7 protein-coding genes are annotated in these 13,939 nt (G+C 73.3%); 2 read left to right on the forward strand and 5 right to left on the reverse strand.

Annotated features, from left to right (window positions below; translation table 11 throughout):
- Positions 1 to 352 precede the first annotated feature (352 nt).
- Complete coding sequence (locus AB0C66_RS20075) at positions 353 to 904, reverse strand: MarR family transcriptional regulator (protein WP_362440001.1); 552 nt, start codon at positions 902 to 904, stop codon at positions 353 to 355.
- 169 nt (positions 905 to 1,073) lie between these two features.
- Here AB0C66_RS20075 and AB0C66_RS20080 point away from each other — a divergent pair, with 169 nt between their 5' ends.
- Positions 1,074 to 2,393 carry an MFS transporter gene (locus AB0C66_RS20080; protein ID WP_362440004.1) on the forward strand — a complete coding sequence of 440 codons (1,320 nt, stop codon included), beginning with the start codon at positions 1,074 to 1,076 and terminating at the stop codon, positions 2,391 to 2,393.
- Between the two features lie 103 nt (positions 2,394 to 2,496).
- Here AB0C66_RS20080 and AB0C66_RS20085 read toward each other — a convergent pair whose 3' ends face one another.
- Together AB0C66_RS20085 and AB0C66_RS20090 are read right to left on the reverse strand one after the other, a co-directional pair.
- Positions 2,497 to 4,410 (reverse strand): ATP-binding SpoIIE family protein phosphatase, encoded by a 1,914-nt coding sequence (locus tag AB0C66_RS20085; protein ID WP_362440008.1) that lies wholly within the window; start codon positions 4,408 to 4,410, stop codon positions 2,497 to 2,499.
- A gap of 233 nt (positions 4,411 to 4,643) precedes the next feature.
- Positions 4,644 to 5,999 carry an NAD(P)/FAD-dependent oxidoreductase gene (locus tag AB0C66_RS20090; protein WP_362440011.1) on the reverse strand — a complete coding sequence of 452 codons (1,356 nt, stop codon included), beginning with the start codon at positions 5,997 to 5,999 and terminating at the stop codon, positions 4,644 to 4,646.
- Between the two features lie 321 nt (positions 6,000 to 6,320).
- On the opposite strand from AB0C66_RS20090, the gene AB0C66_RS20095 reads away from it, so the two are divergent.
- The gene (locus tag AB0C66_RS20095; RefSeq protein ID WP_362440014.1) at positions 6,321 to 7,076 is read left to right on the forward strand and encodes a helix-turn-helix domain-containing protein; all 756 of its coding nucleotides are present in this window, start codon (positions 6,321 to 6,323) and stop codon (positions 7,074 to 7,076) included.
- Positions 7,077 to 7,539: 463 nt separating this feature from the next.
- Here AB0C66_RS20095 and AB0C66_RS20100 read toward each other — a convergent pair whose 3' ends face one another.
- Both AB0C66_RS20100 and AB0C66_RS20105 read right to left on the reverse strand, forming a co-directional pair.
- Positions 7,540 to 11,208, reverse strand: a complete 3,669-nt coding sequence (locus AB0C66_RS20100; protein WP_362441069.1) for a BTAD domain-containing putative transcriptional regulator — start codon at positions 11,206 to 11,208, stop codon at positions 7,540 to 7,542.
- A gap of 636 nt (positions 11,209 to 11,844) precedes the next feature.
- The gene (locus tag AB0C66_RS20105) at positions 11,845 to 13,929 is read right to left on the reverse strand and encodes an asparagine synthase-related protein (RefSeq protein WP_362440017.1); all 2,085 of its coding nucleotides are present in this window, start codon (positions 13,927 to 13,929) and stop codon (positions 11,845 to 11,847) included.
- Positions 13,930 to 13,939: the final 10 nt, after the last annotated feature.

Below are 13,939 nucleotides of genomic sequence, written 5' to 3' on the forward strand. Positions count from 1 at the left end.
TTCGAAACCATTTCACCGGTTTCTCCGGGCGCTTCCCTTCGGTGTTTCCAACCTTACCAGATCCGTTTTCCAGTCCGTTTCCGAACCGAATTCCGATTCCGGCCCCCTGTTGGAGCGGGGTTCCGCGCCTTCCGGCGTGATCACTACTTTAGCGGATTCCCCCCGATGCTCATAATCAAGCTTTCGAACCGAATTTCGGCATGCCGAAATCCATCCCGATCAGGGGCCGTGCAGTAGTGGTTTGCCGCCGGTGCGGCGCAAGTGCGTACCGGAGAACCGTTACGGCTCCGTGGCAGCTCGGAGAACATTACGGATCGGCCTGGGCAGTGTCAACCTCCGTCAGCCGAATGCCTCAGCCGAGGTCGTTGAGCCGTCCACCGGCGTCGGGTTGGTCCTCCTCCACCCGGCGGAGCACCCGCGTGAGCATCTCGCCGAGGGCGCCGCGCTCCGCGCTGGAGAGGTCCTGGAGCAGGTCCTCCTCGAAGACCGTGGCGCGGCGCATCGCTTCGAGCCACTTCTCCCGGCCGTCGTCGGTCAGCTCGACGATGACCCGGACCCGATTGGTCTCATCACGCTCACGGGTGACGAGCCCTTCGTTCACCATGCGGTCGATCCGGTGGGTCATGGCGGCGGGGGTGAGGCCGAGCCGCTTGGCCAGGTCGCCGGGGCCGAGTTGGTAGGGGGAGCCGGAGAGCACGAGGGCCTTCAGGACCTCCCACTCGGCGCTGGTCAGGCCGAGGGTCGCGGACTGACGGCCGTAGGCCACGTTCATCCGCCGGGTGAGCCGACTGAGGGCGCTGACCACCTGCTCGACCTGGGGGTCCAGGTCCTGGAATTCGCGCTGGTAGGCCGCGATCTGCTCATCGAGGCTCAGCAGGTCGTCCTGGTCAGGGGTCTCAGCCATGCCGCGCAGTATGGCACGAAACTCATTGGCCTCGAAGTCCTTCGATGTGTACTCTTAATCATCGAAGTTTAGCTTCGAAGTCTTCATGCTTCGACTGTCCGGGCTTCCTCCCTGTTCATCCGTCATCCCTGGGGCCCCCGTGGGCCCTCTTCGACCTAGGTAGGTGAGTGTGACCACCGCGATGGGCGCCGCGCTGCGCCGGATCCAGCTGGGCAACGCGCTGAGCGCGTTCGGCAATGGCTTCACTGTTCCGTTCCTCTTCGTCTATGTGGCACAGGTGCGGGACCTTGGTGCGAATACGGCGGGCCTGGTGCTCGCCACGTTCGCGGTGGCCGCGCTCGTCGTGCTGCCCTTCACCGGTCGGGTGATCGACCGGCGGGGGCCGCTGCCCGTCGCCGTCGCGGGTGCGGTCGCCGCCGCCTTGGGATCGATGGGGCTCGGGCTCGCGCAGAGCGAGCCGCTGGTCATCGCGGCGGCCGGAGTGCTCGGTGCGGGGATGGCGGTGATCCAGCCCGCGCTGGCCACGCTGATCGTGTGGTGCTCGACCCCGGCCACCCGGTCGCGCGCGTTCGCCATGCAGTTCTTCCTCAGCAACCTCGGCCTCGGCGTCGGCGGGCTCTTCGGCGGACTGCTGGTGGACACCTCCGCGCCGTCCAGCTTCGTCCGGCTCTTCGCGATCGACGCGGCGATGTTCCTGGTGCTGGGCGCGGCGGTGGCCACGGTGCGGCTGGCGAAGGGGCCGGTGTTCGAGGACGCGGTGCCGACGGACGAGAGTCCGGCCGCCAAGGGCGGCTGGCGCGCCCTGTTCCGCGACCGCGCCATGGTGCAGCTCTCTGTGCTGGGCTTCGTGATGTTCTTCGCCTGCTACGGGCAGTTCGAGTCCGGGCTGTCGGCGTTCGCGGTCGAGGTCGCGCATGTCTCGCCCGCCCTGCTGGGTGTGGCCCTGGCCGCGAACACGGCCGTCATCGTGGTGGCGCAGTTCGTGGTGCTCAAGCTGGTCGAGCGGCGCCGCCGCAGCCGGGTGATCGCGCTGGTCGGTCTGGTGTGGACGGCCGCGTGGGTGGTCGCCGGGGTCGCCGGGCTGGTGCCGGGGAGCCAGGTGCTGGGCACCGCCGCGATCATCTCGGCGTACGCGCTCTTCGGGCTCGGCGAGTCGATGCTGTCGCCCACGGTCGCCCCGCTGGTCGCGGATCTGGCGCCGCCGTCCCTGCTCGGGCAGTACAACTCGGCGTTCTCGCTGGTGAAGCAGTTGGCGCTGGCGGTCGGCCCGGCGGTCGGCGGGCTGATGGCCGGGGCCGGTCTGTACGGCACGTACATCGCGTCGCTGATCGTCTGCTCGCTCGGCGTGACGGCGCTGGGGCTGCGATTGGGCCGTGGGCTCACGGCCAGGCAGGACAATCCGCTGCGGACCCCCGCCGGTGTCCCGGTACCCGCGCCCCGTAAGGCCGAGACGGCGGAGCCGTCCGAGACGGTGACCGCCGCGGTCTGAGGCGCTCGGCCACGGGCCGCGGCCCGGATATCGCCCTGGTGGGAGTGGTGTTGCTCCCCACCAGGGCGATGTCATGCGCCGTACCGCCCGCCCTTGTGGTGGGCTAACCCGCCGGAAGGGCGAATTCGCACCACACCGCCTTACCGCCGCCCGGTGTACGGCGGCAGCCCCAGGACGAGGCGATGGTCGCCACGATCGAGATACCGCGCCCGGCCTCGTCCACCGGCTCGGCCCGGCGGCGGCGCGGCAGATGCTCATCGCCGTCCGTCACCTCGATGATCAGGCGGCGGTCGGTACGGCGCAGCCGCAGCCGCATCGGGGGTGTGCCGTGCTGGAGGGAGTTGGCGACCAGCTCACTGGCGGCCAGCACACCCAGATCGCGCAGCTCGGTGGGGAAGCGCCAGCTCGCCAGAACGCCCGAGGCGAAGGCGCGGGCGCGGGGCGCGGCTTCCACCCCGCCGAGCAGCTCCAGCGCCGCGTTGTGGAAGAGCTCCGCGTCATGGCCGGTGCGGGCCGGGTGCTGGAGGACCAGCACCGCCACATCGTCATCGTGCTCCGCGGTGATGCCCAGCGCCCGGATCAGGCGGTCGCACATCACCTGGGGTGAGCCGGTCGCCCCCGCGAAGACCCGCTCGAGCGCGGCCACACCGTCGTAGATGTCCTTGTCGCGGCGCTCGACCAGGCCGTCGGTATAGAGGACGGCGCTGGCGCCGGGGCCGAACGGGACGGATCCCGAGGTGTGCAGCCAGCCTCCCGTGCCGAGCGGTGGACCGGTCGGTTCGGCCGCGCGGCGCACCGTGCCGTCCTCATCGCGGACCAGGATCGGCAGATGCCCCGCGGAGGCGTAGACGAGGCGGCCCTCGTTGGGGTCGTGGACGGCGTAGACGCAGGTGGCGATCTGGTTGGCGTCGATCTCGGCGGCCAGGCCGTCGAGCAGTTGCAGCACCTCGTGCGGGGGCAGGTCCAGCCGGGCGTAGGCCCGGACGGCGGTGCGCAGCTGGCCCATGACGGCGGCGGCCCGCACACCGCGGCCCATGACATCGCCGATGACCAGGGCGGTGCGCCCGGCGCCGAGGGTGATGACGTCATACCAGTCGCCGCCGACGGCGGCTTCGGTGCCGCCCGGCTGGTAGGTGGCGGCGATCCTGAGGTCGTCGGGCTGCTCCAGCTCCTGGGGCAGCAGGCTGCGTTGGAGGGTGACGGCGGCCTCACGCTGGAGCCGCTCGCTGGCGCGCAGCCGCTCTGCGGCCTCGACCTGGTCGGTGACGTCCGCGCCGAAGACGAGGACTCCGCGGACGGGGGCGCCTGCTGTCTCTGCCACGGCGGTGGTGTCGGAGGAGACGGCTACCGCCGTGCCGTCGGCCGGGACGGGCGCGGTCGGCTGGGCGACGGGCTCCCGGTCGGGGGTGGCGGGCTCCCGGTCGGGGGTGGCGGCGGCCGGGAGCGCCATCTCGATCGGCGAGCAGGTGAAGGTGTAGTAGCCGTGGCGGGACCGTCCGCCCGCGGGCGCCGCTTCCGCCTCGGGGCCGCCCGGCGCGGCGCCGGACCCGGCCGCGGACACCCGTCGGGACTTGACCGTCCGTGGCTTACCGCTGCGCAGGACCTGGTCCATCAGCGGCAGCAGCCCCAGCTCCCGCAGCTCGGGCAGGGCCTGCCGGGCGGGCGCGCCGGGCGCGCGGCGGCCGAAGAGGTCGGCATAGGCGTCATTGGTGTACGCGATGCGGTGGTCGGGGCCGTAGACGACCGCGACCAGGGCCGGGACCTGGCCGAGGATGTCGTGGACGGACAGCCCGTCGAGGGTCGGGACGGCGGTGGGGGCCCCGGCCTCCGGCGCGGACACCGCCGCCGGGGCCGGTGCGCCGCGACCCGCGGGGTCGGCGCGCTCGCCCCGGGCCGCGGGAACGGACCCGCCGCCCGGTGTGGGCGCGGGCTGCGGGCGCCGCGCGCCGCGGTCGGCACGCGACCCGGTGCGTCGCTGGGTTCGGGGGAGCCGGGCGCTCCAGCGCGTGAAGTTCACTGCGGATTACCTCGCGGGGTGGGGGCTGAGCAGCGCGCCGGCGCGGGATCGGGGAGATGGGTGCGGAGACGGGGGACGGCCCCCGGGGGAATGCAGCAAACTTCCAAATCCTCGCGATTGTCACTCTTTGCAGATACGAGCCCACCCATGGTCACACGTCCAGTGTGACCGACCGGACTGACATCCGTCAGACGCTGATCGTGGGAGGGGAGTTCCCGGACCCGCCGACGGGATCAACTGGCTTCGGGATGGCGACCGGTGTCCGCGGCGAGTTTGAACTCGGCGCGCGGGTTCTCCAGCGACCCGAGCGAGACGATCTCGCGCTTGAACAGCCCCGACAGGATCCACTCGGCCAGGACGCGCGCCTTACGGTTGAAGGTCGGCACCCGGCTGAGGTGATAGGCACGGTGCATGAACCAGGCCGGATAGCCCTTCAGCTTCCGTCCGTAGACATGCGCGACACCTCTGTGGAGACCCAGGGACGCCACCGAGCCGACGTACTTGTGCTCGTAGTCCTGGAGCGGTCGGCCGTGCATCGAGGCGATGAGGTTCTCGGCGAGCGCCTTGGCCTGGCGGACGGCGTGCTGCGCGTTGGGCGCGCACTCGGTGCCGGGCTCCTGCGCCGTACGGTCCGGGACGGCCGCGGCGTCCCCGGCCGCCCAGGCGTGCTCCACTCCGTCCACCTGGAGCGTCGGGGTGCACTTGAGGCGGCCGCGCATGTTCCGCGGCAGGTCGGTGGAGGCCAGGATCGGGTGGGGTTTGACGCCCGCGGTCCACACCAGGGTGCGGGTGGGGAAACGGGAGCCGTCGCTGAGGGCCGCGACACGGTTCTCGCACGAGTCGAGCCGGGTCTCCAGGCGTACGTCGATATTGCGGCCGCGCAGCTCGCGTACGGCGTACTGGCCCATCTCCTCACCGACCTCGGGGAGGATCCGCCCGGTGGCCTCGACGAGGATCCACTTCAGGTCCTCGGGCTCGATGTTGTGGTAATAGCGGACGGCGAACCGGGCCATGTCCTCCAGCTCGCCGAGCGCCTCGACGCCCGCGTACCCGCCGCCGACGAATACGAAGGTCAGCGCCGCGTCGCGGACGTCGGGATCCCGGGTCGAGGAGGCGATGTCCAGCTGCCCCAGCACATGGTTGCGCAGGCCGATGGCCTCCTCGACGGTCTTGAAGCCGATGCCGAACTCGGCGAGGCCGGGGACCGGGAGGGTGCGGGAGACGGATCCGGGGGCGAGGACCAGCTCGTCGTAGTGGATCTCGATCGAGCCGGTGCCCTCCTCCTCGGTGGCGAGGGTTCTGACGGTCGCCGTGCGTTTGCCGTGATGGATCATGGTGGCCTCGCCGATGACGACCTTGCACTCGGGGAGGATGCGCCGCAACGGCACCACCACATGGCGAGGGGAGATCGACCCGGCCGCCGCTTCGGGGAGGAACGGCTGATAGGTCATATACGGCTCGGGGTCGACCACGATGACCTGTACGTCGCCTTGCCTCAGCTCTCGCTTCAGCTTCCGCTGGAGGCGCAGCGCGGTGTACATCCCGACGTAGCCACCGCCGACAACGAGAATGCGCGCAGGTTCCTTCACCCTCCCATGAGGCACGCACAGCCGCAGTTTGTCCACAGCCCCGACGAATTGTGTGACCGGAGGGCGTGGCGCGGCCGCAGGCCGGAATTCGGCTTGGCGTGCGAAAGGTACGCAGGTCAGCCTGGGGGCGCGCGGCGGGAGGCGCACGGAGTGGCAGGAAATGGCGGTTCGTTGCTCCGACCGGGGGGCGGTCTGTCCGGACCTACCCCCTTCTTTCTTGACCGGGGCTCAACTATGTTCGTACTTCGTCGGGGTTGTGACTGCCCCGGCAGTCTGGGCGGGGAGTCTCCGGGGGGAGACGTCATTACCGGGGGATCACTTATGCACCTTCAGGGTTCGTCATGGTCCGCAGCCGTCGCTTCTACCGACGGCAATGGGGGCCGGAGTACACCGCTGCGCGTGGACGCGCAGCGCAATCTCGAGCATGTTCTACGCGCGGCACGCGAAGTCTTCGGGGAGCTGGGGTACGGGGCTCCCATGGAGGACGTGGCGCGCCGGGCGCGGGTCGGAGTGGGCACCGTCTACCGGCGGTTCCCCAGCAAGGACGTCCTGGTGCGTCGGATAGCCGAGGAGGAGACGGCCCGGCTGACGGACCAGGCTCGCTCGGCGCTGGGGCAGGAGAACGAACCGTGGTCCGCGCTGGCCCGGTTCCTGCGCACCTCGGTGGCGTCCGGCGCGGGCCGGCTGCTGCCGCCGCAGGTGCTGCGGGTCGGGGTCGACGCGGAGACCGAGATCCGGGTGCCGCAGCAGCGGCAGGCGGCCTTAGCCGCTACGACCACCACGGCCACCACCGCAGCCATCCCCTCGCAGCCGGATCTCCGGCTGGTCGAGGAGCCGTCCGCACCACAGGACGGGCCGGACGACGCCGGGGCGGCGACGCTGCTCGAGGTCGTCGGGCAGCTGGTGGAGCGGGCGCGGGCCGCGGGCGAGCTGCGCCCGGATGTGACGGTCGCGGATGTGCTGTTGGTCATCGCCACGGCGGCGCCTTCGCTGCCGGACGCGGCACACCAGGCCGCGGCGTCGGCACGGCTGCTGGACATCCTGCTGGACGGGCTGCGGTCGCGTCCCGTCAGGTGACCGGTTGACCAGGTGACAGGTGGATTGACGGGTCAGGTGGCACCGCGGCACGCCGTGACATGACCCGTTGCCGGGCCGTCCCGTGTACGCGCGGGACGGCCGTGCCGTGCGGTGTGTGGTGCGGCGGTTCGGTCAGGTGCGGGTCTCTTCATGGCTGATGACGGCCGGGCGAGTGGTTCCCGGCCGTCGTGCCGCGATGCCTCTCCTGGCGCTGCGCCGTTCCGCGCTCCTGCCTGTGCGTACTGCTGGGTGCCGGGTGTGGTGTGGTCTCACCGCGTCCGGCGGGGGCGTCGCGGTTCCGGCGGTCGGGGGCCCGCACGGTTTCGCGTTCGCCCGTAGGTTTCGGGTTCGTGGGCCACGCCTTCCCCGTACGGGTGAAGGTACGCCTGGCCCATCCCGGGAAATTCCGAGCGCACGGGGACGCCGGAGGCCGGTGGTGTTCCGGCCGGTGGCCGGGGGCCGGTCAGCCGGTGGCGGAGCTCCGGCCCGGGGCGTCGGCCGGGGTGTCGGAGGGGCTGGTGTCGGCCGGGTGGCCCAGGTCGCTCAGGGCGTCGTCGAGCAGGGCGATGGCCTGCTCGACGGCCAGGGCCGCGCCCTCCGCGCGCAGTTCCCCGGCCACCCGCTGTCCCAGCGCCTCGGCGACCCGTGCCGCGGTCCGGTCGGTCTCCTCCAGGGCCAGCGGTGAGCGCGGCAGCCTGCCGCGCCAGCTGTCGGCCGCGCCCAGCAGCCGTGCGGCCGGGCGTTCCTGGCCACAGCCGGTGAGGAGATCCGCCGCGCACTCGGCCTGCTGGGCCATCAGCGCCTCCGTGCAGCCCACCTCGGCGCCATGCGCCAGGGTGTCGCGCAGCACCCGCAGTCCGGCGGGCAGATCGCCCTCCGCCGCGAGGATCCGGCCGCCCAGACCGCGGGCGACGACCCAGAACTGCGGTGGCGGGCTGCGACGCTCGGCCCAGGCCGTCGACTTGTCGTAGTACGCCCTGGCCTCGGCCGCATCACCGCGGGTCAGATGGATGAGGCCGCGCAGCAGCTGGTTGATGGCCCGCACGTCCAGCCCGCCGCGGCGCTCGGCCTCCTCCTCGGAGCGGTCGAGCAGTTTGGTGGCGGTGTCGAGGTCGCTCTCGTGCATGCAGACCTCGGCGAGGCGGGTGTAGAGGAAGGGCACCTCGGTGTGCGCGCCGATCTCCCGCGCGAGCCGCTGCGCCTCCTCGTAGGCGGCCCGTGCCTCGGCGAACCGGCCGCGCATCGTGGCGATCTCGCCGTAGGCGCCCTCCACCTGGGCGAGCATCCAGCGGTCGCCGACGCGTGCGCTCAGCTCGCGCAGCTCGGCCCAGTGGCCATCGGCGTTCTCTATACCGCCGGGCATGTCGATCGCCACATGGGTGCGGAACATGAGCGTCACGCCGAGCGCCCAGTCGTCGCCGTGCTCCCGGCAGTTGGACACCACCCGGTCCATCAGCGGCATCACTCCGGCGTGGCCGTCGATGAAAAAACCGACGAACGGCCAGAGCATCGCGGGGAAGCGGGCGCTCCGGGGGCTGGGATGGGTGCTGTAGGCGTCGCGTATCCGCTCGGCACCGCGCCGTGCCTGCTCGTCGTCCATATCGGGTCCGACATGCTCGTCGAGCAGGAAGAAGTGGAGCAGCCGCAGATCCATGAACTGCCAGTACCGCGTGGCGACGGGGTCGACGCCGTCGGTGCCGTCGGGGACGGCGGCGGGGACGGGGCTCGGCCCGCCGGTCGGAGCCGATCCGTCCGCGTCGTCCCGGGGGTTCCCGTCCTCCGGGAGATTCGCGTCGTCCGGGGAATTCGCGTCGTCCGGGGGGTTCTCCAGGGTCAGCGCGGCCCTGGTCCAGGCGGCGCCCTCGTCACGGTAGTTGCGCAGCCACCAGAACCAGCCGAGGCCAAAGATGAGCGCGAGGAGGGTGTCCTCGTCACGCGCGGTCAGGGAACGCTGAAGAGCGGCCCGGATGTTGTCGAGATCGGTCTCGACATGGCGCAGCCACGGCAGCTGTTCGGCCGAGCGCAGACGTGGTTCGGCGGCGCGGACGAAGTCCCGGAACCAGGCGGTGTGGCGGCCGAGGGCGGCGGTGTGGTCGGCACGGGCCGCCGCGTCCTCAGCGGCACGTTCCGTCGCGTATTCGTGGATCGTCTCCAGCATGCGGTAGCGGGCCTCGCCCGTCGGGCCGGACGGATCGGCGGCCGGGGGCGCTGTCGGGTGGTCGACGGCCAGAAGCGACTTGTCGGCCAGCGCCCCGAGCAGCTCCAGGACATCGTGGGGCGCGATCTCCGCGCCGGGGGGTGTCCGGGGGCTCGAGGGAGCGTGCGCGTCGGCGCACACCACCTCCGCCGCCGCCAGGCCCCATCCACCCGCGAACACCGACGCCCGGCGCAGCACGGTGCGTTCGCGCTCGTCGAGGAGGTCCCAGGACCAGTCGACGACCGCTCTCAGGGTCTGCTGGCGCGGCAGGACGGTTCTGCTGCCGCTGGTGAGCAGCCGAAAGCGGTCGTCGAGCCGGTCGGCGATCTGGCGCGGGGTGAGCAGCCGCAGCCGGGCCGCGGCCAGTTCGATCGCCAGCGGCAGACCGTCCAGGCGGCGGCAGATCTCCGCGACCGCCTCCGCCGTCGCCGGGTCGGCGGCCGGGTCGAAGCCGGGACGTACGCTTCCGGCGCGCTCCACGAACAGCTGGTGGGCGGGGACCGGCGGCAGCGGTTCCAGCGGCCGTACCGCCTCGCCGGGCACCCCCAGCGGCTCACGGCTGGTGGCGAGCACGGTCACGCCCGGACAGTGCGCGAGCAGGGTCTCGGTGAGCCGCGCGGCGGTGTCGATGACGTGCTCGCAGTTGTCGAGCAGGAGCAGCAGGGTGCGGTCGGCGCAGTACTCGACCAGCCGACCGGTCGGGTCCACGGCGTCCGCACCGCTCGTACGGCTCTCGAGACCGGAGGCGAGCAGCGCGGTCTCGCGGCGGCCGACCGCGCTCAGCACGGCGCCGGGGACGGCGGCGGGGTGGTCGAGCGGAGCGAGTTCGGCGACCCACACCCCGTCCGGATAGCCGTCCGTCACGGACGCGGCGATCTCCTCGGACAGCCGGGTCTTACCGGACCCGCCCGGGCCGGTGAGGGTGACCAGCCGCGCGCCGCCCAGGTCCCGGCGCAGCGCGCCGATCTCGCTCTGACGGCCGACGAAGCTGGTGAGACGGGCCCGGATGTTGCTGTGCGGGGGCGGCGGGGCGGCTCCCGGTGCCTCTCCCGGTGCCGGTGCCCCTCCCGGGGGCGGTATCGGTCGCCGGGGCGGAAGCGGAACGTGTCGCGGGCCCTCGTGCTGGCCGTCGGCGCGTGGCGCGCCCTCGACGGCGGGTGTGGCGGCGCCCACGGCTTCGGGCTCCCAGGCGCCGGGCGCCGCGTCCGCGAGCAGCATCCGCCGGTGGAGTTCCTTCAGCTCGGCGCCCGGATCCGTACCGAGCCGGTCGGCGAGGGCCACGCGCACCTGCTCATACGCGGCGAGGGCGTCGGCGTGGTGACCTGCCGCGCGCAGCGCCCGGATCAGTTGAGCGTGGAACGTCTCGTCCAGCGGGTGGTCCGCGACCAGCTCCCGCAACTCGGGTATCAGGTCCACGGCGCGGCCGAGCGCGAGGTCGGCGTCGATCCGGCGGCGCAGGGCGGTCAGCCGCAGCGCCTGGGGGCGGGCGGCGGCCGCGTCCCGGTCCGGGAGGTCCGCAAGGGCGGGGCCGCGCCACAGGGCGAGCGCCTGACGGAGGGCGGTGGCGGCCGTCGCGGGGTCGCCCGCGTCCTGGGCCCGCTTGCCGTCCTGGGTCAGCCGCTCGAAGCGGAGCAGGTCGACGTCGTCGTGGGGGGCGGCCGTGGCGAGGCGGTAGCCGCCGGGCGAGGAGAGCACGGCGTCCTTGCCGATGGCCCGGCGCAGTCGGCCGACGAGCGCCTGGAGCGCGGCGGGTGCGTCGTGCGGGGGCTCGTCGGCCCACACCTCGTCGATGAGCACGTCGACGGGGACCGGCGCGGTGCGTGCGGCGCGGAGGGCGAGCGCGGCGAGCAGCGCGCGGATCCGGGGGCCGCCGAGGGACAGGGCGTTCCCCTGCGCGTCGCGCGCTTCGCTGGTGCCGAGGATCAGATACCGCACGGGGGCCATTCTCCTAGGTTGCCGGTCGCGGAGCGGGGTGACGGGGCGGGCGGGAGCGGGCCCGGCACTGTGGGGCGCGCCACATGGCCGTGCGCCAGGTGGCCGCGTCCACCGCCGGTGGGCGTGGGCCGTGGGCTGTCGGCCATGGACCGTGGGCCAGTGGGCCGGGTGGCCCTGGACCGCGGACTCGTGGCCGATGACCTGTGGGCGGTGGCCTGCGGACCGTGGCCCGATAAGCCCCTGGCCCGTTGGCCGTAGACCTGTGGCCCGTCGCCGATCGCCCGCGCCGTCCGCGGACCGCAGGCCCGTCGCCCGTAGGCCGGTATCCGCAGGACCTGTGGGCCGTGACTCACGGAACGATCCCCTTCGGCGGCTGGACCGGACGTACGGCGACCGGAGCATCGCGTCGCACTGCCGGTCTGCCCCTTTCGAGCAGCCCACCGGGACGGCCATCGCCCGCGCGTCCCGCCCCCCGAACCCAACCAGCCAACACCCGGCGGCGCACGCCCGCACCCCAATTACCCACGGGCGAGGAGAGGCCGTCGGCCGTGGCGCCGCGGGCCCCGGTGGGTGGCCCCTGCCGCGGAGCCGCCGTGGAGAGCCGCTCGGAGCCGGTCCGTCCGAGGGGAGCCACCCTCACAGGCTCGGGCGCGGCACCCCTCCCGCCACCGCGCGCTGGCGTGGGGCCGCCGTACCCGTCCAGCAGGTGCCGCGCCGGGACACCAGCCGCCGCAGCCACACCTCCGTGGAGACGAGCTCGGCCAGCCCGTCCAAGGGCAGCCGCTCGCCCTGGGATGCCGCGCGCAGGGCCTTGCGGACGACGTGGGCCTCGATCAGACCCGCGTCGGCCAGGAGTGGGGCGTCGAAGAGGGCCAGCAGATCACCGACCCAGGCGCGCATTCCGGTCCGTACGGCGGCGGTGTGGGCGGCGTGGGAGGTGGCGCCCCATCCGGCGGGGAGGTCCCGGATACCTGTTCCGGCGAGGACCGCGCGCAGGACGGCGGCGCGCGCCCCCGGTTGCACCCGAAGCGCTTCGGGGAGCGCGCGGCAGGCCCGTACGACCTGGTTGTCGAGGAAGGGTGCGTGCAGGCGCTGGCTGCGGACCTCCACCGCCTGCTCGAAGACGCGGTGGTCCGAGGCGTAACGGGCGAGGGCGGCGTCGGCGCGGCGCTCCCCGGGGCGGCGCAGCAGGACGGGGCGCACGGCGGCTTCCACCAGCCGGACGGAGACTTCCGCCAGCGCCTCTCCGGTCATCCAGCGGGCGGCGGGGCCGGGGCGGCACCAGGTCAGGGCGGCGAGGGAGGCGGACACCGCGCCGGGGCCGCCGGCCGCCTGGTCGTCGGTGAAGTGCCGCTCCAGCAGGCGCGCGGCGGCCTCCTCGACGCCGTCCCTATAGGACGTACGGGCCAGCCTGCGCGCCGCGCGGTAGACGGTGAACGGTACGAAGAAGGAGTGCGCGGAGGGCCCGTCGGCCTTGGCGAGCGCGGTCGCCGGACGCAGCAGATGGCGTCTGCGGCGGTCGAGCAGCAGGTCGGCGAGGCGTGCGGGATGGGCGTCGAGCACCTGGCGGGCCCCATGGCCGACGAAGTGGTCGGCGCTGCCCGCGGCGAGGCGGCGCCGGTGGCGTTCGGCGATGACGAGGGAGGGGCCGGGCTCGTCGGTGAGCGCGCCGCTGTCGAGCGCGGCGTAGGGCAGGGCCTCCTCCCCCGCGGCGACGACCACATGGTGCAGCCGCGGGTTGGCGGCGATGGTTCCGGCGCGCTCCAGCTCGGCCTCGCGGACCCGGGCCCCGCCCGCCGTGGCGAGGTCGTTGAAGGTGACGGCCAGGAGGCGTTCGCCCGCTTCGGTGCCGTGACCGAGGAGGGTGCCGGGCATCCCGGGGAGTCCGGCGGCGAGCAGGGCGAGGGTGGCGGAGGCGCTGCCGCCGGAGAGATCGGCGCCGATGCCGGGGGCCGGGGCGCCGCGTGCGGCACGGCGCTCGGCCGGGCCCATACCGGGGACGGGGCCGGGGTCGAGGCCGCCGCTCTCGGGGGCGTGGCGCGGTGCGGTGAGCCGGGCCCGTACGGCGTCCACCAGGGCGTCCCGTACGCCGTCCACGGCCTTTTCCTGGTCGAGTTGGGGCGCGGCGACGACGAGCGAGGCGGTGGGCTCGTAGCCGGTGACGTCGCGGGCGCCGTCGCGCAGGATCAGCGCATGGCCGGGCGGGACGCGTCTGACGCCTCGGTAGGGCGTGCTGTCGCCGACGGCTTCCGGGGAGTCGGGGCAGGCCAGGAGGGCGCCGAGGTGGCTGACGTCGAGCTGCGCCTCGATGAGGTCGGCGAGCGGGAGGGCGGCGGTGGCGTAGGCGGTGCCGCCCGCCCAGTCGGTGTGGAAGACCGACCGGGCGCCCGCCAGATCACCGGCGATGGTGACGCGGCGGCCGACCTGGGCGACGGCGGTGTAGCTGCCGGGCCAGGCGGTGAGATGGCGCAGGGCGCCGCCGCGGGCGGCGAAGAGACCCACCCTCAGCGCCTCGTCGGAGGCGCCGCAGCAGCCGAAGACGGCGAGCCGGGTGAAGGGGTCGGCCTGGACGACGCGCACCTCGTCGGGGCGCCAGTCACCCACCGCCCAGAGCGGATCGGGGTCGGCCCACAGGAGTTGGGCGCCGACCGGTTGGATCGCACGGCCTTCCGGGGGGACCGGGCCGGATGCGGTACTGCTCCACCCCACCAACCACCGCATCGCCGCCTCC

This window comes from Streptomyces sp. NPDC048636, assembly GCF_040650655.1.
Lineage (GTDB): Bacteria > Actinomycetota > Actinomycetes > Streptomycetales > Streptomycetaceae > Streptomyces.